General features: G+C 43.9%; 24 protein-coding genes and 1 other RNA gene. 14 read left to right on the forward strand and 11 right to left on the reverse strand.

Annotation, left to right across the window (positions count from 1 at the left end; genetic code table 11):
* Positions 1-2: 2 nt before the first annotated feature.
* The 5 genes from sufC (at position 3) to ACLSSO_RS00810 (ending at position 4352) form a co-directional block, all read left to right on the forward strand.
* Positions 3-755: a Fe-S cluster assembly ATPase SufC gene (sufC, locus tag ACLSSO_RS00790; protein ID WP_340589834.1), complete on the forward strand. Its 753-nt coding sequence runs from the start codon at positions 3-5 to the stop codon at positions 753-755.
* 15 nt (positions 756-770) lie between these two features.
* Entirely contained in the window at positions 771-2030 is a 1260-nt protein-coding gene (gene sufD, locus ACLSSO_RS00795) for a Fe-S cluster assembly protein SufD (RefSeq protein WP_413943781.1), read from the forward strand.
* Positions 2031-2037: 7 nt separating this feature from the next.
* Complete coding sequence (locus ACLSSO_RS00800; protein WP_413943782.1) at positions 2038-3267, forward strand: aminotransferase class V-fold PLP-dependent enzyme; 1230 nt, start codon at positions 2038-2040, stop codon at positions 3265-3267.
* Positions 3264-3824: a NifU family protein gene (locus ACLSSO_RS00805; RefSeq protein WP_295905407.1), complete on the forward strand. Its 561-nt coding sequence runs from the start codon at positions 3264-3266 to the stop codon at positions 3822-3824. The genes ACLSSO_RS00800 and ACLSSO_RS00805 overlap by 4 nt, the downstream gene beginning before the upstream one ends.
* Before the next feature lie 111 nt (positions 3825-3935).
* On the forward strand, positions 3936-4352 hold the full coding sequence (locus ACLSSO_RS00810; RefSeq protein ID WP_413943783.1) for a hypothetical protein: 417 nt from the start codon (positions 3936-3938) through the stop codon (positions 4350-4352).
* Here the strand turns inward: ACLSSO_RS00810 and ACLSSO_RS00815 are convergent.
* The 4 genes from ACLSSO_RS00815 to ssrS form a co-directional block, all read right to left on the reverse strand.
* A complete protein-coding gene (locus tag ACLSSO_RS00815) occupies positions 4349-4678 on the reverse strand; it encodes a hypothetical protein (protein WP_413943784.1) in 330 nt (109 codons plus the stop codon). The genes ACLSSO_RS00810 and ACLSSO_RS00815 overlap by 4 nt on opposite strands.
* Before the next feature lie 87 nt (positions 4679-4765).
* Positions 4766-5320: a hypothetical protein gene (locus ACLSSO_RS00820; RefSeq protein WP_413943785.1), complete on the reverse strand. Its 555-nt coding sequence runs from the start codon at positions 5318-5320 to the stop codon at positions 4766-4768.
* Positions 5299-7275, reverse strand: coding sequence for a hypothetical protein (locus ACLSSO_RS00825; RefSeq protein WP_413943786.1), 1977 nt, complete (start codon positions 7273-7275; stop codon positions 5299-5301). Before ACLSSO_RS00825 ends, ACLSSO_RS00820 begins: the two co-directional genes overlap by 22 nt.
* Before the next feature lie 157 nt (positions 7276-7432).
* Positions 7433-7617, reverse strand: a non-coding RNA gene (ssrS, locus tag ACLSSO_RS00830) — 6S RNA.
* 133 nt (positions 7618-7750) lie between these two features.
* Here ssrS and ACLSSO_RS00835 point away from each other — a divergent pair.
* The 4 genes from ACLSSO_RS00835 to ACLSSO_RS00850 are packed head-to-tail and all read left to right on the forward strand — an operon-like array spanning position 7751 to position 10450.
* Positions 7751-7909 (forward strand): hypothetical protein, encoded by a 159-nt coding sequence (locus ACLSSO_RS00835; RefSeq protein ID WP_413943787.1) that lies wholly within the window; start codon positions 7751-7753, stop codon positions 7907-7909.
* A gap of 37 nt (positions 7910-7946) precedes the next feature.
* Positions 7947-9353 carry an exodeoxyribonuclease VII large subunit gene (gene xseA, locus ACLSSO_RS00840; RefSeq protein WP_413943788.1) on the forward strand — a complete coding sequence of 469 codons (1407 nt, stop codon included), beginning with the start codon at positions 7947-7949 and terminating at the stop codon, positions 9351-9353.
* A 1-nt stretch (position 9354) separates the two neighbouring features.
* A complete protein-coding gene (locus tag ACLSSO_RS00845) occupies positions 9355-9579 on the forward strand; it encodes an exodeoxyribonuclease VII small subunit (RefSeq protein ID WP_340589849.1) in 225 nt (74 codons plus the stop codon).
* Between the two features lies 1 nt (position 9580).
* Complete coding sequence (locus ACLSSO_RS00850; RefSeq protein ID WP_413943789.1) at positions 9581-10450, forward strand: polyprenyl synthetase family protein; 870 nt, start codon at positions 9581-9583, stop codon at positions 10448-10450.
* On the opposite strand, the gene ACLSSO_RS00855 is transcribed toward ACLSSO_RS00850, so the two are convergent.
* The gene (locus ACLSSO_RS00855; protein WP_413943790.1) at positions 10447-10734 is read right to left on the reverse strand and encodes a hypothetical protein; all 288 of its coding nucleotides are present in this window, start codon (positions 10732-10734) and stop codon (positions 10447-10449) included. The two genes, ACLSSO_RS00850 and ACLSSO_RS00855, sit on opposite strands and share 4 nt — an antisense overlap.
* Positions 10731-11075: a type II toxin-antitoxin system RelE/ParE family toxin gene (locus tag ACLSSO_RS00860; protein WP_413943791.1), complete on the reverse strand. Its 345-nt coding sequence runs from the start codon at positions 11073-11075 to the stop codon at positions 10731-10733. The genes ACLSSO_RS00855 and ACLSSO_RS00860 overlap by 4 nt, the downstream gene beginning before the upstream one ends.
* 94 nt (positions 11076-11169) lie before the next feature.
* Here ACLSSO_RS00860 and ACLSSO_RS00865 point away from each other — a divergent pair, with 94 nt between their 5' ends.
* From ACLSSO_RS00865 to ACLSSO_RS00875, 3 genes are read left to right on the forward strand one after another with little or no spacing between them, the layout of a single operon-like run.
* The gene (locus tag ACLSSO_RS00865) at positions 11170-11955 is read left to right on the forward strand and encodes a TlyA family RNA methyltransferase (protein WP_413943792.1); all 786 of its coding nucleotides are present in this window, start codon (positions 11170-11172) and stop codon (positions 11953-11955) included.
* Complete coding sequence (locus tag ACLSSO_RS00870; RefSeq protein ID WP_413943793.1) at positions 11924-12928, forward strand: patatin-like phospholipase family protein; 1005 nt, start codon at positions 11924-11926, stop codon at positions 12926-12928. The genes ACLSSO_RS00865 and ACLSSO_RS00870 overlap by 32 nt, the downstream gene beginning before the upstream one ends.
* Before the next feature lie 9 nt (positions 12929-12937).
* A complete protein-coding gene (locus ACLSSO_RS00875) occupies positions 12938-14257 on the forward strand; it encodes an aminopeptidase P family protein (protein ID WP_295902076.1) in 1320 nt (439 codons plus the stop codon).
* A 38-nt stretch (positions 14258-14295) separates the two neighbouring features.
* Here ACLSSO_RS00875 and ACLSSO_RS00880 read toward each other — a convergent pair whose 3' ends face one another.
* From ACLSSO_RS00880 to ACLSSO_RS00895, 4 genes are all read right to left on the reverse strand, one after another.
* On the reverse strand, positions 14296-14976 hold the full coding sequence (locus tag ACLSSO_RS00880) for a hypothetical protein (protein ID WP_413943794.1): 681 nt from the start codon (positions 14974-14976) through the stop codon (positions 14296-14298).
* A 98-nt stretch (positions 14977-15074) separates the two neighbouring features.
* Positions 15075-16280: a hypothetical protein gene (locus ACLSSO_RS00885; protein WP_295902070.1), complete on the reverse strand. Its 1206-nt coding sequence runs from the start codon at positions 16278-16280 to the stop codon at positions 15075-15077.
* Between the two features lie 107 nt (positions 16281-16387).
* Positions 16388-18628 carry a DUF748 domain-containing protein gene (locus tag ACLSSO_RS00890; protein ID WP_413943795.1) on the reverse strand — a complete coding sequence of 747 codons (2241 nt, stop codon included), beginning with the start codon at positions 18626-18628 and terminating at the stop codon, positions 16388-16390.
* A gap of 36 nt (positions 18629-18664) precedes the next feature.
* Positions 18665-19411, reverse strand: coding sequence for an HAD family hydrolase (locus tag ACLSSO_RS00895; protein ID WP_295902065.1), 747 nt, complete (start codon positions 19409-19411; stop codon positions 18665-18667).
* A gap of 51 nt (positions 19412-19462) precedes the next feature.
* On the opposite strand from ACLSSO_RS00895, the gene ACLSSO_RS00900 reads away from it, so the two are divergent.
* Entirely contained in the window at positions 19463-19918 is a 456-nt protein-coding gene (locus ACLSSO_RS00900; RefSeq protein ID WP_295902062.1) for a hypothetical protein, read from the forward strand.
* Positions 19919-19922: 4 nt separating this feature from the next.
* Positions 19923-21554: a glycerol-3-phosphate dehydrogenase/oxidase gene (locus tag ACLSSO_RS00905; protein ID WP_413943796.1), complete on the forward strand. Its 1632-nt coding sequence runs from the start codon at positions 19923-19925 to the stop codon at positions 21552-21554.
* A gap of 3 nt (positions 21555-21557) precedes the next feature.
* Here the strand turns inward: ACLSSO_RS00905 and ACLSSO_RS00910 are convergent, their stop codons facing one another.
* On the reverse strand, positions 21558-22769 hold the full coding sequence (locus ACLSSO_RS00910) for a hypothetical protein (RefSeq protein ID WP_413943797.1): 1212 nt from the start codon (positions 22767-22769) through the stop codon (positions 21558-21560).
* Positions 22770-22779 lie beyond the last annotated feature (10 nt).

Here is a 22779-nt window from a genome sequence, read left to right on the forward strand (position 1 = left end):
TTATGTTAGAGATCAAAAACCTCCATGCACGTGTTGAAGAAAAAGAAATCCTTAAAGGCTTGAATCTAAAAATCAATGCCGGTGAAGTTCATGCCATCATGGGACCAAACGGTTCTGGTAAATCGACTCTGTCTAAAGTTCTTGCGGGTCATCCTGCGTACGAGGTCACCGCGGGCGAAGTGAAGTATGATATCAACTTCCAAATGAAAAACTTGTTAGAACTTGAACCTGATGAAAGAGCGAAAGAAGGAATCTTCTTAGCGTTCCAATATCCGATTGAAGTTCCAGGTGTATCTAACTTCACATTCTTGCACACAGCTTTTAACTCGATCCTTGAGCACCAAGGTTCTGAGCCTATGCCTGAAGGGGAGTTCCGCGAATTCCTCGTACAAAAATTAAAACTTGTGAGCATGAAGCCAGAATACTTGGATCGTCCCGTAAACACTGGCTTCTCTGGTGGTGAGAAAAAGAAAAACGAAATCTTGCAGATGGCGGTTCTTTCTCCGCGTTTGGCTTTGCTGGATGAAACGGATTCAGGTCTTGATATCGACGCTCTTCGTGTTGTGTCTGATGGCGTGAATAAACTTCGTCGTAAAGACAATGCGATTGTTCTTGTGACTCACTATCAAAGACTTTTGGATTATATCAAGCCTGACTTCGTTCACGTTTTGGTGAACGGAAAAATCATCGAAACTGGCGACAGTTCGTTGGCTTTGAAACTTGAAGAGAAGGGTTACGATTGGTTGATTAACTAATCGTCGGAGCAAGCAATGAATTTACTTTCTACCTACGACAGATTCAGTCAAACAAACCCGGCAGAGGGAGCTTTAGCTTCTTTCCGCCAGGCAGGTTATGACTATGCTCTGAATAAAGGCCTTCCGACTCGTAAAGATGAAGAATGGCACTACACGAGCGTGAAGGTTCTTAACGACGTGAACTTCATGCCTTCGGCGTTCAACCCTGTTGAGCCAAGTCATGAGACGATTGTTGAGATCAAAAAATATTTAAATCCTGAGTTTACCAACGTTGTATTCTTTAACGGTGTTTTAAATAAAACATTGTCCCAAGAAATACCTGCGGGTTTTACCTTGCGTGAACTTTCTGAGTATCCAAATCACTTTGATGATGCCTTTGATGCTTTGAACGGCGCTTATCTCGCAAAACCTTTCGCTCTTTCATTGGCGAAAGAAACTTCTGTGGATAAACCTGTGAATTTCGTCTTCTTCACGTCTGTTGAAGGTGGACCGGCGTTGATGGTTCATCCGCGCATTCGTGTGGAGGTGGGCGCACGCTCATCTGTAAAACTTCTTGAAAGTTATTACGGTAAAACAGGAGTTTCTTATTTCGTAAACTCTGTTTTTGATTTGTCTATTGCTGACAGCGCGAAGGTTTCTTACGTGCGGGTGCAAGGTGAATCGCAAAATGCGATCAACATCGGTCGCACGCGTATTTCTGTTGAAAAGAACGCGACTCTTGAAAGTCTGGCGTTTGCAACAGGTGCGGGACTTTCTCGTCACACGTTAGAGGTGTCTTTAAAAGGCGCTGGCTCGGACTCTCAGATTTTGGGTGTCTATGCTGTTCAAGGATCGCAACACGTCGACAATACAACACTGATTGATCATCAGGTGGGTGAGTGCAACACGAATCAGCTTTACAAGGGAATCCTCGACGGGGAATCTCGTGCGGTATTCTGTGGAAAAGTTTTGATTCAAAAAGATGCGCAGAAAGCCAATTCAGCTCAGCTTAATAATAACTTGTTGCTAAGTTCTAAAGCTGAAGCCGATAGCAAACCAAGTCTTGAGATTTTCGCTGATGATGTGAAGGCCGCGCATGGATCGACTGTCGGACAGTTGAATCGTGAAGAGCTTTTCTATCTTCAGTCTCGTGCTATTCCTAAATCGAAAGCGATCCCGATGCTGAGTTACGGATTCCTTTCGGAAGTTATTTATAAAATTTCCGACGAGAACATCCAAAAATGGTTGTCTCGCCAATTGGATGAAGTGTTCAGCCACCTTCATCTAAATCGGTAAGAAAGATATGAGCAACATAGATAAAATATTTGCATCTGTGCGAAACGAGTTTCCTGCTTTGACTCAAAAAGTTCATGGCAAGAAGCTCGCGTATTTGGATAGCGCTGCAACGACTTTGAAGCCGCAATCGGTGATCGATCGTATTACGCAGTTCTATTCCTTTGAAACCTCCAATGTGCATCGTGGAGCCCACTATTTGGGTGACGTCGCGACTCAAGCTTTTGAGTCGGCTCGTCACAAAGTGGCCGAGTTTTTAGGTGCACGCCAAACTGAAGAAATCATTTTCGTGCGTGGAACAACGGAAGGTGTGAATCTCGTGGCTAATTCTTGGGGTGGAACTCACCTTAAAGAAGGCGACGAGATCCTCATCACCGAGATGGAACATCACGGGAATATCGTCCCTTGGCAAATGGTCGCTGAGCGCATTGGCGCTAAAGTCCTTGCGGCGAAAATTTTGGATAACGGTGAGCTTGATCTTGAAGATTTTAAAGCCAAGCTTTCTAAGAAAACCAAAATGGTGGCGTTCACGGCGTGCTCGAATGTTTTGGGTACGAATACGGATATGACGTTACTCACGAAACTTGCTCATGAAGTGGGCGCGAAAGTTTTGATTGATGGAGCACAGATCGTTTCTCAAACGAAAGTCGACGTGAAGGCGATTGATTGTGATTTCTTTGTTTTCTCAGCCCACAAACTTTTTGGTCCTTTCGGTCAGGGTGTTGTGTACGGAAAAAGAGAAATCTTAGACGGCATGTCTCCTTATCAAGGGGGCGGCAGCATGATCGCGAAAGTGACGGTTGAAAAAACCACTTACAACGACGTGCCTTTCCGTTTTGAAGCGGGAACTCCGCATGTGGAAGGAGCTGTGGGCCTTCACGCTGCAATTGATTTTGTAGAGCGCATTGGTTTTGAGAATATTCACTCTTACGAAATGGAACTTTTGAAAGAAGCGACGGCGAAACTTCAAGCGATTCCAGATTTGAGAATATTCGGAACTGCGCCTAATAAAGGCCCCATCATTTCGTTTAATTTGAAAGGCGCTCATCATTCAGACGTGGGCCAGATTCTCGATCAGGAAGGCGTTGCGGTGCGTGCTGGACACCATTGCACTCAGCCTTTGATGGCGAGATTTGGAATTCCAGGAACTGTGCGCGCTTCGTTTTCAGTGTATAATAATCATGAAGATATTGATGCTTTAGTAAAGGCCGTGGTGAAAGCCCGGGAGATGTTGTTATGAGCACCCAAGACGTCCTAATCAGAATTCAAGCAACTCCAAATCCCAACGCATGGAAATTTGTGTTGGATCGTCCTGTATTGAACGAAGGCAAGGCGACTTACGCTGACGCGAAGGAAGCTGATCAGAGTCTTTTGGCTTCGGCATTGTTTCAAGTCGAAGGCGTTCGTCAGGTTCACTTTTTCCAAAATGTGATCACGATTACTCACAACTTCGATGCGGATCCAGAAGAGATCCAAAAGAATGTTTGCTCTGTGATCCAAACTCGCATGCCTGCGCACAATCCAAATCAAACGCAATTCGATGAAAAGAAAATGCGCAGAGCGAATCTTCCTCCAGAAGTTCAACAGATCGAAGAGATCTTGGACCAAACAGTGCGCCCTGGTCTTCAAGGCGACGGCGGCGACTTGGATGTTGTGAAGTATGAAGACAATAAGCTTTACGTGTTCTATCAAGGCGCCTGCGGAACTTGCCCAAGTGCAACTTCAGGAACTTTGATGGCGATTGAAGGAATCTTAAGAGATCAATTCAATCCGACGATTGAAGTTATTCCCGTCTAATATTCTTTAATTCAGAATGTACCGACATAAGCCCTTACCAGAAATGGTGGGGCTTTAATATTTTAGTCTAGGTGACTTGAGCCTAAGAGTCCTTTTTCCGATAAGACCGTTATGGTCAAAGATCAAATTTTTACAGCTAAAAATGAATTTGAGCTTTATGAGGCGTTAAGAAAAAACGTTTCTGTCGATGATTTTATCGATGGTCATATCGTAGTCGGACACATCTGTAAAAACTCTGAAAACAGCTATAGGCTGACCGAAATATTTGTTCACACTGATATTCTGAAAAACTTTGAATTTCAAAAAAAGTTTCCCGAAGAAGATTGCTTTTGGGTACTTGATGCGCGCGGTGACTTTGAAGAAATGTCGTTCGGCGGAAATATATTTCATGTTACCGTCGTTATTACTGAAGTAACTTCGTGGGTAACGGAGTTTGATGTCTCTGAAACAAACGCAGAGTTCGACGACTTCATTTTGCGCCAAGTAAGAGGTTCGTTAGCTTCGGTAACTAAGAAGCTTGCAGGCTAATTTTTGTAATCGAATAATTGTTCAATGGCCATCATGCACCTTTCTGTGGATCGATGAGCGGTTTTTACCCTAAGTTCTTTCATTAAATAGAAAGCTAAAGGTTCTAACTGGCTGTATGTCGTTGAAACTTTCCAATCTCCACCTTCGGCTATTTTTCGCTTTAGAAGCAGCAACTTTTTATTTGTAAGTCCATTCTTTATGAAAAGTTCTGTCGCGGTTTCTTCGAAAGAGAGACTTACGATTTGATTTTTTTCAGTATTGGTCAATCCTAAAAGATTTCTCGCAGTGATATAAGACTGAATTATTTCCAGACGATTTATCTCCATGAGCGGAAGCTATGGAAATAACATGCCTATAGTGACGGAGCTTTTAGGCGCGACAAGGAGGGTGGGAAGACGATTTTCGGATTATTCTTAGCGGTTAGACTTTCCGGTGCCGAGCTGTTCATCAGCAGATTTTTTCATGTCTGGAGCAACGGCTTCCCAAGTGTCCTCGGGACGACTTGCGACGACTGCTGAGTTTCCTAGAACTTGATTGCCTGCAGAGCCCGAAGCTTGCAGTGAAATCAGTCTTTGTTTTTCTTTATTAAAACCACTCACAGTGATTTTGAGTTCTACGATCTGACCCATCTTAACGCCAGCCAAAGTATCACTTTGTTGGCCTTCAACGATTTGCACGTCTTCAGGTAAATTCCATTCGTAAGAAAGATCACCCTGCAGATTCTGATTTACGAGTACACGGCCTGTGAGTTCAACATCGTCATTGCCTTCTTGGGGAATATTTTGAGGAGTCGCGATTTCAACTTTAAGCAAAGCCAAGTGTTTGCCAACAGGAGCCGGAACCCAAGGAATTTTTCCTTCTTTTACCGAAGATGGAGCGCGCTTCTTTTCTTTATTCGAGAAATAAGCTGCACCGGAAATTCCAAATATAAGACCCAAAATCAGGGTTAAGGCTGTTCTGTTCCGCATAGTTGTGTCGTCCCATTTTTATAGATTTTGTAAGTCGAAGTTCCTGACATATCTGAGTTAGTTTTTCCGTAAGCGTTTACTTTAACATTGAGCATGTAGTAACCCGCAGGCAAACCTGCAAGCGAAACAGACTCTGAAGTTCCGATTGTACGACTTGATTTCGCAACGTAAGGGCTCGAGTATCCGCCGTACCAATAGCTGTCTTCGAAATAGACGTAAGATCCGTAGTATAAAATTAAATCGAGATCAGGTGCGTTTCCTGACGTTGTGTAAGTGATGCCCAAAGTTGTTGAGCTTCCATCGTGATAGTAGAGATAGAAGTCATTGTTCTTTTGTTGATTAGAGTGATATACGGGATCCTTAACACCCATCTTTTCTTCCATCGCAGCTGCGCTGATTGAAACACCAGCACAAGTGGCAGCTTTAAGAAAATACGCGTAGTCTTGGGTAGATTTATTTTGCTTCTCTTCTGTAAGAATATCATCCCATTTTGTATCTGGAGTGACGTTCTGAGAAAGAAGCCAATTAAACAAGCCAATATTAGGAATTGGATACTTTGCAGAATTCCTTAAGCTATATGGAATTGGATTGGATCTGCTATTTCCAGCTGTATTTTCTCCTGCAAAAGTTTCCCATACTTCCGCAAAGGCAACGCCGCCGCCGAATTTTCCGGTATCATATGATGCGGTCGTTCTACGCGTAGATTTATAAAGGGTCCTAGCAACAGATACTTCCCTGAATATACCCGTACCTGACAATGCACCGAAAACGTTATCAGGCTCTCCTTGATCTGTTCCGACTCCGGCAAGGTTAAAGGAAATACCTACTCCGGCGGTTCCGCCACCTTTATATCCATAGGTATCAACATAATAGTGGTAACGTTTTGTGGTCGGAATTCGAGACTCATCTGGTGAAACTTTATTATCATCATACGCGTCAGCTCCGGTCAAAACAGCTGACTGAAGATAGTTTGCCCAGCCCTCGCTCCATGCAAGTCTGGCATCAATAATAAAGTTACCGTTGTGAGAACCGCCAGGAGACTCCGAGTGTCCGTAAGCATCTTCTAGAAAATGTCCATATTCGTGGAGAATTACAGAGTCATCAAAATGATCGGTGTCAGCACTTTTCACGTCGCCGTTGTTACCGCCTAAAATATAAAGTTTTCTCTCACCCGGTGAGTAAAATGAAAGAGGAGTCGAGGAATTAAAATATGTGTACGGATTGAATCCGGCCTTCCAATATACCGTAACTTTGTCGGCAACCCACCAAACATTGGTATTAGTAGAAGGTGTTCCACCATTATTCTTAAAAATATTGCGACGAATATACTCATTGGCTAAAAGAATGTCGTAGTAAATATTAAAAGCACCACCCTCAATTTTGGAGGAAATATTCTCATTAGCCTGTGCATAGACTGGAGACGTGGTGAGATCCTTTGTCGTCCCAAGCGTTATGTCAGATTGGGTGATCGTGAAATTCTGTGAAATGCTATAAGGCGCATTTTGGTAAATATCTTCCAAAACACTAATTTTTAAATAGTCATTATACGCACGCGAAAAAACTTTTAAGGTATATGTGCCTGCAGTTTTCGGGATTTCAAAATCTGCAATACCAGCAGTTGTAGTCTCTCCCTGTTGAACTCGATTTCCGGAAGAGTCATAAACGTGGAATTCAGCAAATGGGATCGGAACTGCATCCAAAGTGTTGACTACACTGCTCAATCCATTCGTACTGCTGCCTGGAGTGAAATCCAACTGGCGATACAAAAACTTGGCCGACATCTGCACGCGCAGACCGTTTGTGACTGTCGTAGGTTTCCCATAATATGCGGGTTCGGAGGACGCAGGGCCTTTTGACGAAAAGTCGTTGCCCTGAAAGCCGCCACCGCCGCCACAGGCAGAAAGAAGTAGTGAGAGGATGCTAATAGCAGCCGCTAAAATCCAGCGTAAATTCATACTGAACTTATCGGACTTAAGAAAGCATCACTGAACGTGAGAACACTGTAAAACTTGTTTAAAGTTTTCTGAAATTTGGTGAAGTTTTTTACAGGACTGTCTCAATGAGAGAAGAGATCTTCAGAGGAGAAAATAAAATGTCTTAGAGTGAGAAAATAAAAAAAGGTCCGATGGCCACTCTGAAACATAAACCTGTTTTAGCTAAGGTGGGTGACCATTATAACAACTTTAGGCTTCTCAGTACGAGCTGAGCTTGCTCACCATTGTCAGGGACAGTCCCCAAAAATATGCTTGTAAGGTTTAATTTCGATGAGCTTTACGCCGTCGAACCTCTGACTGTTATTCTATCATGTCTTTCAAACCCGTCAACGAAACCAGACTCTTACTTTCAGGCAAAGCTGCCGATAAATTGCTTATGACGCCAGAAAAGCTCGATTTTATTTTTCCGTTCGTTGTTTTTTTCTATGGACTCCTGATGGTTCTTGTGTTGGAGAACCCTGTCCTGGTGCGCATCGGCCAAGAGCGCATGGGTGAAGCGTTTCACAACCTTTCCCGTCACAAAACTCTCGGTTGGGTGTGTTTTTTCGTCGGCGGATTGTGGTCCGCGCAGAATGTCTGGTACTCTGCTCTTTAATTGACTCAAAGCGGGGAGCCCATTAGCTTGGACTTCCATGTCAGACGTACCAAATCAAGCTCTTCGCAAAACTGAAATTTCGGCACAAGCCACTCTCGGCGCTATGGATGTAGCTCCGCGCGGAAATGAGCCATCAGTTCTTTCCGTTGAGCAACTCAATGTCTACATCAAACAACTTCTTGAAGGCCAAGTCGGCATGGTGTGGGTGAAGGGCGAGATCTCGAACTTCAAAGCTCATACATCAGGGCATTTTTATTTCAGTTTGAAAGATGCCAAATCACAAATTACTGCTGTGATGTTTCGCGGGCACAACGCACGTCTGAAGTTTAAACCGACAGATGGCATGGAAGTGATCGTGCGCGGTCGTATTTCTGTGTACGAGCCTCGCGGCAACTATCAACTCATGTGTGAGATGATGGAGCCCGTAGGTGCCGGAGCTTTGCAAAAAGCTTTTGAGCAGCTAAAAACAAAACTGAAAGCGGAAGGGCTTTTTGAATCGGCAAGAAAAAAACCGATTCCGACTTTTCCAAGACATATCGCGATTGTGACGTCACCAACGGGGGCGGCGATTCGAGATATTCTCAATGTTCTTTCTCGACGTGCGCGTTCTATTCAAGTGACAGTTGTGCCGACGATTGTGCAAGGGGAAGCGGCGGCTCCACAGATTCGTGAAGCTTTTAAAAAAGCGGTGGCACTTCCCGGCGTTGATGTTGTGATCATCGGTCGCGGTGGTGGGTCCATTGAAGACATGTGGTGCTTTAATGACGAAGCCTTGGCGCGTTTGATTGCAGCAAGTCCTTTGCCAGTGATCTCAGCCGTGGGACACGAAATTGATTTTACTATTGCTGACTTTGTTGCCGATCTTCGTGCGCCAACACCCTCCGCAGCGGCAGAGCTTGTTGCGAAAAGTGCTGGCGAGTTAGGTACAAAAGTAAAATCATTGGAAAGAATGCTTCATCTTTCATTTGAAAAGAAGATGAAGTTTTTAACGGAAAAGATCCGTGGCTTATCCAAGCGCCTTGTAGATCCGCAACGTCGTTTGCAAGATTTAGAATTGCGTAATGATGATCTTTTAAATCGTCTGGAATTTGCAATGAATCGTCGTCTGTCAGAGCGCCATCATCGCGTGGAACTTTTGACAGAGAAATTGGGAAATCCTGAAGACCTCATTGAAGAAAAGAAAAAAGATCTGGAATATTTAAGGGCTCATATGGAAAAGGCGTTGGCTTTTTCTATTGAGAAAAAGAATGCGCGTATGGCGCGTCTGATGTCCGTCTTGGACAGTTTAAGTCCTCTGAAAGTTGTTGAAAGAGGCTATTCAATTGTGACTAAGAAAAGTGAAGTTATTAAATCGGCGAGCCAGGTGAAAAAAGGGGACGTTATCGACGTTCGCTTGGCGCAAGGTTCACTGACCGCTGTCGTTGACAGTGTGAAGGAGGAATAACATGGATTTTGAGAAAAAACTCAGCCGCCTCGAAGAGATCGTGCAAAAGATGGAAAAAGGAGATTTGGCTTTAGAAGAATCTCTGAAACTTTTTGAAGAAGGCGTAAAGCTTTCTCGTGAGTGCCATCAGCGTTTGAATGAAGCAGAAGCAAAAGTAAAACTTTTGATGTCTGTGGGTGCTGACGGCAAACCTGTTGTGACGGATTTCACTCCAGAGGAAAACTAAATTGGACTTGGCTATTCAACTTGAAAAAGAAATCGCAACCCGTGTTGAGACTGTGAACCAGTATGTGGAAAAGTATCTTTCCACAATGGAGCTGCCACAAGGTGAAGCGATTTCCGAGTTGAGAAAGTCCATGCTTTATTCCGCAACGAATGGCGGAAAACGTTTCCGTCCTGTGTTGTCTTTGCTGGTTGCGGAACTTTTTGGTTGCTCGCAAGAGCGCATCCTCCCTTTTGCAACAGCTGTTGAATTGATTCATACATATTCTTTGATTCACGACGATCTTCCTTGCATGGATAACGATGATGTTCGTCGTGGTAAACCTACGAATCATAAAGTCTTTGGTGAAGATTTCGCATTGCTTGCCGGGGATGCTCTTTTAACGGAAGCATTTTTACTTATTGCCGACGGTTACAGCGACACAAGCTTCCTTGTGGGACAATTGACACGCCTTCTTTCTGAAGCCGCTGGTGTTCGCGGCATGGTCGGTGGCCAAGCCATTGATCTTCGCGCGGGCCAAAAGAAATTTTCTAAGGAAGAACTCACGCACTTACATCTTTTAAAAACAGGGGCCTTAATCCGTGTTGCCGTTGAAGGAGCTGCTGTGATCGCAGGGGCTCGTCCAATGGACATTGAAAGTTTGCGTAAATTCGGCGAAGGTTTGGGTCTTGCGTTCCAAGTAGCCGACGATGTTTTAGATCACGGTGAAAAAGATCAAGACCAAAGAAGCTTTACGGGCATCATGGGTCTTGAAGGAACTAAAACGTATCTTCAAGAAATCAGTAAAAACACTTTAGCGGAACTTCACAAAGTCTCTGCCGAAGCTCCGATGTTGGAATACCTCATTAGCTTTAATCTGTCGCGTGACCACTAAGCCGCTCTTGCTTTGAGTGCGACCGTATAATTTAGAACAGATAGAATTTCGACAAGTTTATCGATTGTCATGTGTCCAACCTGTCCTGAGAAAATTTTTGAAATGCGATCTTGAGAAAGACCTGGCACTAAACTCGCTAGTTTTCTCTGAGAAATTTTATTATCCAGACAATGATTTTTGATTGTATCGATCAGTTCCATTTTTATTCTGAAAACCTGAATGTCGATACCCCAGTCGTCAGCTAAGCGTTCCAATGATTGCGGTTTAAGTTTCTCAGTTTTCATAATTCAATTCTCTTTATTCTGTTGCGGATGGTTTCTTTATCTTTTTGTAAAAGCTCTTGAGACTTTTTATGAAAAGCGTACACAAAAACCAAATAGCGACCTTTCATAAGGGTCGAGACAGCGCGCCAATTTCCAGATGAGTCCTTGACCTTAAATTCTAAGATCTTTGTTTTCTTATCGATCTTAAAAATTTTAAAATCATGCTGATTAAGTCTTTCCCCATTTATAAAGCGAATGACCAAAGAGAAAATGTCTTCCTTGGCGCTTAAGGGGAATGTTGCGATTTCTTTTTTAAAGCTGGCCGTCTGGACAACCTCAATTGATTGTAAATTTACTATCATATGGCTACCATGTCAAGGGTTCAAATTTAGTGGCTGCTAGATTGAAACCAGGGCTTTTGACTCTTAAGCTGCTTTAAACTAAGCTCCAGGTCCGATGAACGGAAAAACCACCCCTCAAAAAGTACGTCTGGATGTCTATCTTGTTGAAAAAGGATTGGCTCAGTCGCGCACGCATGCTCAGGAATTGATTGATGCCGGTCAGGTTTTTCAGGTTGAAGGTTCTCAGAAAAAAGTTTTAAAAAAATCGAGCTTCTCCGTAAACGACAGTATGCAGATTTTGGTTGAAGAAGGTCCTGCAAATCGTTTTGTCTCTCGGGGAGGATTGAAGCTAGAAGGCGCGCTAGAACATCTCAAACTTTCCGTAAAAGATTTCAAAGTTCTTGATGTGGGAATTTCAACAGGTGGATTTACTGACTGCCTTTTGCAAAAAGGGGCAGCACAAGTTCTTGGGGTCGACGTCGGCCACGGTCAAGTGAACACGGAACTTTTAAAAAATCCGCGCCTTCAAGTCATTGAAGGAATCAACGCCCGAAATCTCTCGCAAGAAGCTGAAGTCCTTAAAGCAACACCGCAGGAAAAATTTGATCTTGCGGTCATGGATGTTTCTTTTATTTCGATCTCTTTGATTATCCCTCAATTAGTTCATTTTCTTAAGACCGAAGGCCATCTTTTGAGTCTGGTTAAACCCCAATTTGAAGTCGGCGTTGACGGCCTGTCAAAGGGGGGTATAGTCAAGGATGTTTCACTTTATGCGGATGTTGAAACGCGCGTAAAAGAAGTTTGCGCGAAACACGGTCTAAAAGTGATCGACTATTTCTCTTCTCCGATTCAAGGAAAGGATGGCAATAATGAGTTCTTTGTCTTTGCTAAAAAAGTCTAGTTGGATTTTACCTCTTCTCATTCTCGCAAGCTGCCAAACAATTAAGACTCGCGAAGACATTCGCAAAGCCGCGCAACCAAGACCGACTCAGCCAGGTCCGCACGCTCAACATCCAGCTCAGCCAACTCCGCAACCGCCACCTATCGAAACAGAAGAAGAGGAAGTGACTCAAGCTCCTCCTCCGCCACCACCGCCAGCTCCTGTGATTCCGTCCATGCCTCGCATTGGAATTATTTTGGGTGCCGGTGGAGCAAAGACTTACGCGCACATTGGTTTTTTGCATGAGTTGATGCGTGCGAAAGTTCCGGTGCAATCAATCAGCGGTGTGGAGTTCGCAGCTCCGATGGCGGCACTTTACGCGAACAAAGAACAGGCCAACGATGTTGAATGGCAAATGTTCAAATTGAAAGACGAAGACGTCGTTAAAAAATCTCTTTTGGGTTCTGTTCACAAAAACAACGAAGTGACGGTGCTTAAAGATTTTGTAGGAACGGCCTTCAATCGTTCCAAGGTGGAAGACTTCCGCATTCCTTTTGCGTGTCCGTCTTACAACATGAAAAAGAACCAGATTTATTTGATGAATCGTGGACCGCTAGATCAGTTGATGTACCTTTGCATGTCTTATCCTCCGTTCTTTAAACCCTATCAAAGCAGTGTTGCTGGTGTGCGTGATATCACGTCGCTTGCGAACTATATGCGTTCAAAAGGGGCGAACTACATCGTTCTTGTGAATGTTCTTCAGGCTCCGGGCGGATCGCCGTACACTTTGGATGCCGCAGCAACGGACAACGTACTATGGAGCGAGATCGCGGGCTTATATAATAAGCCTATTGCGGGAGTTGACACTGTCGTCTCGCTTGAGACGGGGAACTATGGTATTATGGATTTCGATAAACGCCGCGAGATTATGAACAAGGGCGCTGAGTCAGCCGCTCGTCAGTTAAAAGTTCTAACTCGTAAATGGGGTCTGTAGGAGAAACGAATGAGAAAACCCACTTTTGATATGAACGTATTTGCAGAGAGAAGAAAAAAAGTCGGTCAAGAGATCGCCGGAGGCGCGCTGGTCGTTGCTTCTCACCCTGAACACATTCGTAATCACGATGTGCACTATCCTTACCGTCAAGATTCAAATCTTTTCTATCTCACAGGTTGGGAAGAGCCAGAATCAATCTTGATCTATCGCCCAGGTATGAAACCTGAAACAACGATGTTCGTGCGTCGTCGTGATCCGGAAAGAGAAACTTGGGATGGCTTCCGCTACGGACCTGAAGGTTGTGAGCGCGAATTTAAAATCGACAAAGCCTATCCGATTGATGAGTTCTCAAAAGTAGCTCCGCAACTTTTGAAAGAAGTCGATCGCGTTTACTATCGTCTTTATAAAAATGCGGAAGTCGATCACCAAATGCAGTCTGTTCTTGAAACAGTCAAACAAATGCAAGGTCGCACAGGTTACGGTCTTCTTTCTATCCACGACGCAGACACTCTTTTGGGTGAACACCGTTTGGTGAAAGGCGAGTACGAACTCACTCAGCTTCGTGAGGCGTGCGAAATTTCTGCGCAAGCTCACTTGGCAGCAATGCACTTCACTCGTCCGGGCGTGACTGAGCGCCAAGTTCAAGGTGTGTTGGCTCATCACTTCTTTATGAAGGGTTCAGCTCGCGAAGGTTACAACTACATCGTGGCTTCTGGAAATGCAGCGACGACACTTCACTACAACTTCAACGATCAAGTTTGTAAAGACGGTGATTTGTTGTTGATTGATGCGGGGGCTGAGTACAATTACTACACAGGCGACATCACGAGAACGTTCCCAGTTAATGGTAAATTCACGGATGAGCAAGCGCGCGTGTACGAAGGCGTTTTGAAGGTTCAAAAGGCTATCATTGATTTCGTAAAACCAGGTATTGTGTTTAAAGAACTTCACGACATGGGAACATCTATGCTGACTGACTTGATGTTGGAGCTAGGTCTTCTTTCAGGTCGTAAAGAAGATTTGATCCAAGCTCTTGCTCAGAAAAAATACTACCCACACGGTATCGGTCATTGGTTGGGTATGGATGTGCACGATGCGGGATTGTACTTTAAAAAAGGCGAGCCTCGTCCAATTGAAGCAAACATGTGCTTCACAATTGAACCAGGTCTTTACATCCCTGCAGAAGACACATCAGCTCCTTCGAAGTATCGCGGTATCGGAATCCGTATTGAAGATAACATCCGCGTGACTTCAAGCGGATCAGAGAACATGACTTCGTCGGTTCCAAAAGAAATCACCGACATCGAAAAAGTTGTTGGTAAAGCATAGTTAAGAAAAAAGGCCAAGGTGACTTGGCCTTTTCTTTTTTAAGAACCGCGAAGTTCTACTTTAGGTTCCTGGATCTCTCGATAGATTTGATCAATCACTCGACGCTTGAGCGGAGAGTCGTTCGAAGTCTCTTTATAAAGCTTCACAATTTGCGCAGCGATATGTTTTTTCGTATCACCCGAGAATTGGTGATAAGCGCTTTTAAGAACTAACATGGACGTCGCTCCTAAAAGTTCATTTTGTTCTTTGATTCGGTCATTTGTGGGAAGAAGTTCTCCGCAAAGGGCTTCTGTCACAGAGCCTTTACAGAAATTTACGTACTCCACCCATTTGCCAGAGGCAAATTCGGCGATCTCGGATTTCGTCAAGAGTGCCTGAGACTCAAATTGTTGATTGATCAAAGAATTAAAAACAATGTCATAGTTGCGAGTTCTTTTAAAACCTTTGATCTCAGGTCCGCCCATCAAACGTTGAATGCAAGAGCCAGCGACATATTTTGTGAGAAGATCGTCGTTAGTTTTGTATGCCTCAATCAAGCAGCGCAAAGGACGAGCCATTTTATTTTTCAACTCTTCAGGAGAGTGGCTGTTCTTCGCAAGATCCAAAATCTGATCTTGATAAGAATACAGATCTTCAGGTTCCTCGCGGCAAGGTTCCGCTGCGAAAGAAAGACTTCCTACAAACAAACTTAAAATAAGAACGATGTGTTTTAATGCCATATTAAAAGGCTATTAATATTTAAGGCGAATTCAAGAGAAAATCTGTGAATTCGCCTATAAGCCATATCAGGCAGTGATTTCAGGACTTGCGGGAAAGATTATTCCTCTTGAAGAGCGCATTTCATCAAGATACCGATGGTGTCGCCCATAACGTTTTGCAGAGGACCGAAGTGGTTGTAGCTGACTTTAGATGAAAAGTGCAAGCTCACACAGCGTTCAGCCGGAGCCTTCAATTTTCCATTCACCAAGTTGCTAGGATGTGTGCGGTAAGAATTCGTCGTGTTCACTTGCACGCTGAAGTTTTGCAACATGTAGTTCACGCCGCAAAATGCGTTGAATGTTTGATACGAACTTCCGAAAAGACGAACCATTTCTTGCCAGCCCGTATTTTTCGCAATTTGGCATGTTGGATAAAGTTCATTCCACTGTTGAATGCAACCTTGAGGATCTCCACCAGCAACAGTACCAAACTGGAAAAGACCGATATTTAATTTCGAGGCAGGATCTGATTGATAAGGGTCATCATAGAAGGCAACGCCTGCCGGACGACGGTAATCTGAAGGAGCAAACTTTGCCGCCGTAGACTGACTCTTTGAGGAATCAGCCGTTGTTAGTGATTCCACGTGAGCAAGACACATCATCGTCTTACCCCAAAGTTTTTGTAACTTGATATAACCATCACGATTTCCAGCCAAAGCCTCATCGCGATACTGATTATAACGAGCGATCCAAGTTTGTGCGCGTTTGATATCCGTCGCATTTGGCATTTTGCGACCATCCAAAGTTTTGCTTAAAGTCGCTGCCGTGACATCACACATTCTGTGACTCAAAAGACTTGTTGGATAGTATTGCGTTTGGTCTTTAGGAATTTGGAAATAACTAGAAACATAACCCAATGGAGATTTCATCGGACGAGAGTTCACTTCCACCATGTAACCAATGCGCTCACCGAAATTTCTTTTATTATCTAAATTCGTATCGCAGTAGTCGACTTCATGAGAACCCGCTGTGGAGCGATCTTTAGGAAGCTGATTGATTTTATAATAATTTTCAACAGTGTTGATGGCAGGCTCAATTGAGTCTCTCCATACATCCACTTGAAAGGCGCTTGTCAGAGGTGCCGCGGGAAGAGCTGCTGGAGTGCGAACAATCTTTGGAGGAGGTGTCGCCGCTGTGCTGGAACCAGAAGAGCTATCGCTTGCAGGAAGTCGACTTCCCATTGCGAGAGCCGTTGAGCTCAAGAAAGTAAGAGTGATAAAACTAAGTCCCCATTTTTTTGCCGCAGCACCATGATGTGTATTCATAGTGTTGATTTCGGCGTTCAAAAAAAGAACTATAGTTTCAGTTTTTTTGTCGACTCTTTAGACAACGTTTCGCGGAAACCTTGTCTCAACCTGGAGCAAAAGAAGGCTTATTTGTCTTTAATTGTGAGAAGAGCGTGTGAGGCTTTATCGCCTTCGCTTTTCGCTCCAGCCAAGAGATACAAGCGTTCCGCAGTGATTTTTTTATCTAGAAGTGCCTTCATAACAACGTTTCCACGGGCAAGGCAGAGGGCTCTCAGTTCTTCATCTGAAATTACAATAGAGCTCGTCAGTTTTTTCTCAATCTCTTGCGCTAAACCTTCTTCGTTTTTCCCGTGTGCTGATTCATAAGCGTCAGCAAAATCGTTATACTCGGCTCTTTTCCAGTTTGTTTTTGCAAAAGCGCGAACGGCCACGGCTCGATCACCTTTATTCTTTTTAAGAAAGGGTTCTAATTGAACATCCAGATTCTTCTTTTGCAAAGCCTCGATATCCTGATTTTGGTATTCGCCTTTGATCTCCAAAGAAAGATTTGGGCGTTCATCAAGAGCTTTGGCAAGTTGTTCGATTTTTTCAGTTTGATTTGCGGCAAGAGTGCTTGTTCCCGGTTCAAAGAACACCATTTGCAAATCCGGTCCGCCTCCGATAAGGCTTGCAAGGAAATCAAAAGGAGCCGCCACGATATTGATCAGCATGTTTTTAATGGCCGTCCAAATCAAATTTCCAAAAGAAAAAGACGGGGAGTTTACGTCTCCCTCGACAGGAAGCTTAAACTTAATCTGACCTTTACGATCCTTCATTAAAGCCAACGCCAGTTTCAGCGGAAGGTTCGTGGCTTTTTCGCTTTCAACTTTATCGCCCAATGTAAATTGATCTAAAAGAACCTGGTTTTTTCCGCGGATGCGATTGTTCACCAAAGTATAATTGAGATCTAAAAAGAGTTTTCCTTTTTTAATCTCGTAACCCATAAAGCGACCGGAGTACGGCGTGAATGTCGTCAGTTCAATATTGTGAAAATTCACATCCAAATCAAGGCTCGGTCTTTTGTCTCCAGGAGTAAAATCACCGTGAGCTTTGAACTTTCCATAGGCTTCCACCATTCCTGTCAAAGCAATATTGATCTTGCGAGTTGTAACAGGAGAAATCGGTCCAATCGTTCCATCTAACTCATGCACGTGAGCCGCAAAGTGAGGTTTGATTTGGTGATCGGCAAAATCAAGGGCTCCACCGGTAATAGTTAAATTGGAAACAAGATAGTCAAATGCCGAAGACTTTTGTGCAACTGTCGCCGTTTTTACTTGGGAAGTTGATTCTTCGCTGGAAGCAAACTTGGTCTCTGGTGATTCCGTCTTATTGGAAGTTCTTAAGATCGTTTTAAAATTCAATGTGCCATCTTTATTTAAAATCACGGCTGTGCGGGGTTTTACAAGTTGCACGTCGCTGACTTGAAAACTGAGAGGCTCGGTTTTAAATTTGATATCTTTCAGATCTAACTTTTCCCAAGAAACCACAGGTTCTTCCACACCTTCTTGGGTCAGACTCAAATCGTGGATCTGCGAGCCACCTTCAAGAAAAACGATACCCTTTTGGTATTTAAGATTTCCCAAAAGATCGATATTGCCTTGTTTGAGTGTCAAATAAGTTTTGTCAGAAAGATAAGCCGTTACAAAATCCAAAGGAAGACCCGCCACGTCCAAATTAATATTCGCGGCTACGGGATCAAGGCTCAAGGTTCCGCTGACTTTGACATGACCTTTTTCTCCGACAGAGAAAAGAAGGCTGTTCAACGAAGTTTGCGAGTTTAAGGAAGTACTAATGTTGGAGGCTTTTAAATTCACAGGACCCAGAGGCAAATCCAAAGGTCGCAAGTGAGTATTGTCTAAAACATCAAGACCGCTGTTTTCGATTTGAATCTGCTCTAACGTTAAAATCCAATTGGATTTTTCCTGAGACTTGGCCTCGGGCTTTTCTTCTTTCATCGCCCAATTCGTTTTTCCGTTTTTATAGATAATGAACTGACCTTGAGCCGCTTTAATGACGACCGAAGAAAATCGGATTTCTTTTTTTAAAAGAGGAAAGACCTCAAGCTTGATAGAAAAATGATCCCACTCAAGTCTGTTCTTGGATTCGGATTGAGTCGCGGCAGGAAGTTTAAAACCCTCCACCGTCATCTCAAAAGTAAAGGGGTTAAAAGAGACCTTTTGGATTTCGGGTTTTACGCCAAATTTACTTTCGATGATTTTTTCGGTTTGATTCTTCGTAACCCACGGAACGATCAGAAACCCCAAAATACAATAAAGTAAGAAAACTCCGAAAATCCCATAAGATAGTTTCTTAGCAGAATCCGACACAAGCAGTCCTTAATGGTATGATCTTATAAATATAACTCACACAAATCGGTGAGCGAGCCATCCAAATTTTTCAGCGTTTTGTTGAAGCTCATATTCAGTCTTAAAAAGTTTGTCGTCGCGAGACGCGGCACTCACGGCAAGACTGAGATGTGTGGCTGTTTGCAAAAGGTGATAGTCCCCCATCGTATTGCCCGAAGCAAAGAAGGGAAGCTTGCCCTTGGTTTTTTCTAGCAGTGCATCCACTTTCCCTTGGCGATAAGTGATCAGACCTTTTTGGAGTTCCGTGATTTCTCCACTGTTATCCAAGCGAGTTTCAACACCGATGACATTGTCTTTCTTAAGTCCCAGAATTTCTGCGCCCGGTTCTACCGCCCATTTTACGGAAGCGGTGACGACATAGACTTGAACACCGCGCGAAAGAAATAAATCGATCAGTTTCTTTTGTTCTAAAAAAACTGGCAGTGGTGATTGTCCTTTAACGGCCTCCACCGCCCACTGGTGCACTTGCTCCAGTTTTACACCGCGACAGATTTGAGCTAGCCAAAGGTAGGCTTTTTGCGGATTTTCGGCCTTCATCGACTCGTAGGTCTCCCAAGGGTGAGGCGGAAGAGACACAAGTTTGTTGTCGATCTGATAATGGAAAAACGTTTCACCCAAATCAATATCCCAAAGAGTGCCGTCGGCGTCGAATGCGGCGACAGGAGAAGAATCCTCTTTCAAAACTTGGTCTAGTGTCGTATTTAAGCGGTTCCAAATGTCGGTGGAATAGTCTTTGTATTTCATACTCTCTTAGTATGAAATAGGAACAGGAAAATGACAAGGAGACCTCAGGCCATGAGCCTTTTTTGCCGTGTGATTCAAGCGGACGATTTGCAGGATATTTTAGATTTAGAAAATAAAAAGCTTCAGGAATCTTATCCCGATGAGATGGAAAGAATGATGGCGAGTTGGAGTTCCAAATTTCGCGTTGAAGCTTTGAATCACTATATCGCTCTTGGCTGGAGTTTTCTTGCCAGAGATCAGGAAAGCAACAAGCTCATGGGTTATTTCATTGCTCAGCCGCTGTTGTTTTTGGACGGGCAGACGCAGTCTTTGTGGGTCGAGCACGTGCAGCACTGCTCATTGCAGGCGCGCGACGAACTATGTGAGCTTGCTTACAAGTTGGGTCGTGAGAAACATCTACAAAGAGTTTACTTTCCGAACGACAATGGCATTCCAAACTCTGTGAAATCCTTTAAGCCTGAAACTTGGCAGCCCGGCACTCTTTCCGTGAAGACGACGAAAGGATAATCCGATGAAAAATTTCTCTTTCGCAAATCGTATCCAGAATATCAACAAGATGAAAACGCAGGAATTTGATCTGGTGATTATCGGAGGAGGAATTAACGGAGCGGGTGTCGCCAGAGACGCTTCCGCTCGCGGAATGAAAGTCGCTCTTATCGAGGCGCGTGATTTCGCTTCAGGCACTTCTTCTAAATCGAGCAAACTTATTCACGGTGGAATTCGTTATCTTGAGAACATGGAATTTAAACTCGTGTTTGAAGCTCTCAACGAGCGGACACGTTTGTTTGAAATGGCGCCGCATCTTGTGCATCCTTTGCGCTTTATGATTCCACTTTATGAAGAAAGCCGTGTCGGCATGTTCAAAATGGGTTTGGGCATGTGGCTTTACGACGCACTTTCTTTGTTTCAAGCGCCCGAAATGCATGAACGTTTAAATGCTAAAGAGTCTCTAAGTCGAATGCCGGCGATACGCTCAACGCATCTCTTGGGTTCTTATATTTATTCCGACGCTTACATGGATGACGACCGTTTGGTTCACGAGACCTTGCGTTCCGCAAATGAAATGGGAGCCCTTTGTGCCAACTATGTAAAAGCCACAGGCGCGACATTTACAGACGGAAAAATTTCTGCCGTTCAATGTGAAGATCAAGTTTCAAACGAAAAATTTTCGATCAAAGCTCGTCATGTTATTAGCAGTGTCGGCCCTTGGACAGATGAAGTGGGTGAAAAACTTTTGAAGGACTGGAAAAAGATTCTTCGTCCGACAAAAGGCATCCATCTGACACTTCCAAAACACCGTTTGCCACTTTCAAGTGCGGTTGTGATGGCCGCAGAAAAAAGTGATCGTATTGTTTTCGGAATTCCTCGTCATGAGATGATCATTATCGGAACCACGGATACCGACTTCAAAGAATCTCCTGAAAACGTCACAACGACTCCAGAAGATGTGAAATATCTTTTGTCGATCACGGATCATTATTTCCCCGGCGCTGAAATCACAGCCCACGATGTGATTGCAAGCTACGCCGGAGTTCGTCCGCTTGTTTATGATGGATCTTCAACGGAAGGTAAAACAAGTCGTGAACACACGATCATCAACGATCCACGCGGGATTACCTTTGTAGCCGGTGGAAAATACACGACATACCGTTTGATGTGCGAGCAGACTGTGACAAAAGCGCTTCACGATTTTACATTTGAAGACCGCGTGAAATTTGCAAAAACAAATACGGCTGTTCCACTCAATCCTTACACAAGTGTGGATGCTTTCCACCAAGCGCAAGGTTTAGCTGATGCGTGGTCGCAAGAAACGGGAAGACCTCTGGCGGACATCCGTCTTTTAGCAGAGCGCTATGGTTTAGAAGCCGCAGAAATTCTTAATAAGTATCCAGAAAATTATTCGTACTGGCAACTTGAGGCGGCTCAAGCCATCGACATGACGATGTGCTTGCATATGAGTGATTTTTACGCGCGCCGGGTGCCGCTCTTCTTGGCGGACCGCAATCACGGTGTGAAGTTTATGGATGAAATCGGCGCCGTCTTCCAGGAAAAACTAGGATGGAACGAAGCTCGCCTTAAAGAAGAAAAGCACCTGCTTACTGAATACATGGCTCACGAAGTGGAATGGAAAAAACACTTCTAAGATTTACTGATTTTCTTGACTAATCAGGTTCGCATAATCTTTGGCAAGATTTAAAAAGCTGTCATAAGAGCCAGATTTTTCTAAGCTCTTAAGAAGTTTTGTGCCGTCTTGCTGAGCTCCGTGCCTTAATCCCATTTGATTTGCTAAATAGAGAGACATCTCCTGTCCATCCTGGATGTCTTTTTTGCTGACGGCCTTTGCCGGATCTAAATCAAAATACACGTCAAATCTTTCACGAACTAAAAAGACATCATTTCCACTTTGGATAAAACCATAAGGCCCGGCTGCTTTTTCAGAAGGACGATAAACTTTGCTGACTTCAGTAAAACGATCCAAAGCATCGGGTTGAACGGCAAAGAGAGAAGAGGCAGGATCCGTTTCTAATTTAAACTCCCAAACATGTCTTTGTCCTTTTTTCTCAAGCAAAAACCAGAAGCGTGGAAGTCCCATGCTGCCGCCTGAATCCTTGATGCGGTAACCGACATCCAAAATAGAATGATCTTGAATTAAATTTTTAAATGTTTCTAAAGACCGCTTATAAAGGTCTTGAATTTCTTTAGGAGCCGTCGTCAATGAAGAGACCGGTGCATTGCCGCTAAATTTTTTATTCTGTGAAATCTTATCTAAATACTTTTCTTGTCGTTGACTGAACTTGTCCGCGGATTTGGATTCCACAGAGGTTAGATAATCCGGTTTCGCCATGGTCTGACCTGACAAGCCATCTAAGTAAGCATTGTAAAGATCTTTGGGGTGTACTTTAAATCCTGAAATCTGATTTCCAACGAAATATCTTAAAAAATCTCCCGCCAAAGGAGCATTCACACCGGAGTCGTCAACGTCGATCAAGGCGTATTCACGCTTGCCATTTTTAAGAGGAATGTCGCCAAAGTTTAGAATGTGCGGATCACCAGAAACAACCCCACGGGCTTCAAGGAGCGGAGACTTTTGTGAGCGAAGCCAGTTCCAGTAGTGAGGAGCGTTGGATCGAAACCCCATAAATAAATCTGCGGAAACTTTTCTCCACGAGCCATCAATCGCTGGGGATTTTGCAGAGCCTTCAGCAGAAAATAAAGGGCCGCAAGCAGGGCCTTTCGCATAAACAGAAGCGGGCGCTAAAACGGTCAGCGACGTCAAAAGGCTCGACAGGAAAAGTCTGTGAGATATCGCTAAAACATTTTTCAGTAAGGGTTTTGTCATATCTTTTTTAGAATTCAAAAAGAGCGCC

It is taken from the genome of Bdellovibrio sp. HCB-162 (genome assembly GCF_047344985.1).
Taxonomy (GTDB): domain Bacteria; phylum Bdellovibrionota; class Bdellovibrionia; order Bdellovibrionales; family Bdellovibrionaceae; genus Bdellovibrio.

Bases quoted from the DNA above. Each gene is read 5' to 3' on its own strand.
- sufC (WP_340589834.1), top strand. From the start codon at position 3: ATGTTAGAGATCAAAAACCTCCATGCACGTGTTGAAGAAAAAGAAATC.
- sufD (WP_413943781.1), top strand. From the start codon at position 771: ATGAATTTACTTTCTACCTACGACAGATTCAGTCAAACAAACCCGGCA.
- ACLSSO_RS00800 (WP_413943782.1), top strand. From the start codon at position 2,038: ATGAGCAACATAGATAAAATATTTGCATCTGTGCGAAACGAGTTTCCT.
- ACLSSO_RS00805 (WP_295905407.1), top strand. From the start codon at position 3,264: ATGAGCACCCAAGACGTCCTAATCAGAATTCAAGCAACTCCAAATCCC.
- ACLSSO_RS00810 (WP_413943783.1), top strand. From the start codon at position 3,936: ATGGTCAAAGATCAAATTTTTACAGCTAAAAATGAATTTGAGCTTTAT.
- ACLSSO_RS00815 (WP_413943784.1), bottom strand. From the start codon at position 4,678: ATGGAGATAAATCGTCTGGAAATAATTCAGTCTTATATCACTGCGAGA.
- ACLSSO_RS00820 (WP_413943785.1), bottom strand. From the start codon at position 5,320: ATGCGGAACAGAACAGCCTTAACCCTGATTTTGGGTCTTATATTTGGA.
- ACLSSO_RS00825 (WP_413943786.1), bottom strand. From the start codon at position 7,275: ATGAATTTACGCTGGATTTTAGCGGCTGCTATTAGCATCCTCTCACTA.
- ACLSSO_RS00835 (WP_413943787.1), top strand. From the start codon at position 7,751: ATGGTTCTTGTGTTGGAGAACCCTGTCCTGGTGCGCATCGGCCAAGAG.
- xseA (WP_413943788.1), top strand. From the start codon at position 7,947: ATGTCAGACGTACCAAATCAAGCTCTTCGCAAAACTGAAATTTCGGCA.
- ACLSSO_RS00845 (WP_340589849.1), top strand. From the start codon at position 9,355: ATGGATTTTGAGAAAAAACTCAGCCGCCTCGAAGAGATCGTGCAAAAG.
- ACLSSO_RS00855 (WP_413943790.1), bottom strand. From the start codon at position 10,734: ATGAAAACTGAGAAACTTAAACCGCAATCATTGGAACGCTTAGCTGAC.
- ACLSSO_RS00860 (WP_413943791.1), bottom strand. From the start codon at position 11,075: ATGATAGTAAATTTACAATCAATTGAGGTTGTCCAGACGGCCAGCTTT.
- ACLSSO_RS00865 (WP_413943792.1), top strand. From the start codon at position 11,170: ATGAACGGAAAAACCACCCCTCAAAAAGTACGTCTGGATGTCTATCTT.
- ACLSSO_RS00870 (WP_413943793.1), top strand. From the start codon at position 11,924: ATGAGTTCTTTGTCTTTGCTAAAAAAGTCTAGTTGGATTTTACCTCTT.
- ACLSSO_RS00875 (WP_295902076.1), top strand. From the start codon at position 12,938: ATGAGAAAACCCACTTTTGATATGAACGTATTTGCAGAGAGAAGAAAA.
- ACLSSO_RS00880 (WP_413943794.1), bottom strand. From the start codon at position 14,976: ATGGCATTAAAACACATCGTTCTTATTTTAAGTTTGTTTGTAGGAAGT.
- ACLSSO_RS00885 (WP_295902070.1), bottom strand. From the start codon at position 16,280: ATGAATACACATCATGGTGCTGCGGCAAAAAAATGGGGACTTAGTTTT.
- ACLSSO_RS00895 (WP_295902065.1), bottom strand. From the start codon at position 19,411: ATGAAATACAAAGACTATTCCACCGACATTTGGAACCGCTTAAATACG.
- ACLSSO_RS00900 (WP_295902062.1), top strand. From the start codon at position 19,463: ATGAGCCTTTTTTGCCGTGTGATTCAAGCGGACGATTTGCAGGATATT.
- ACLSSO_RS00905 (WP_413943796.1), top strand. From the start codon at position 19,923: ATGAAAAATTTCTCTTTCGCAAATCGTATCCAGAATATCAACAAGATG.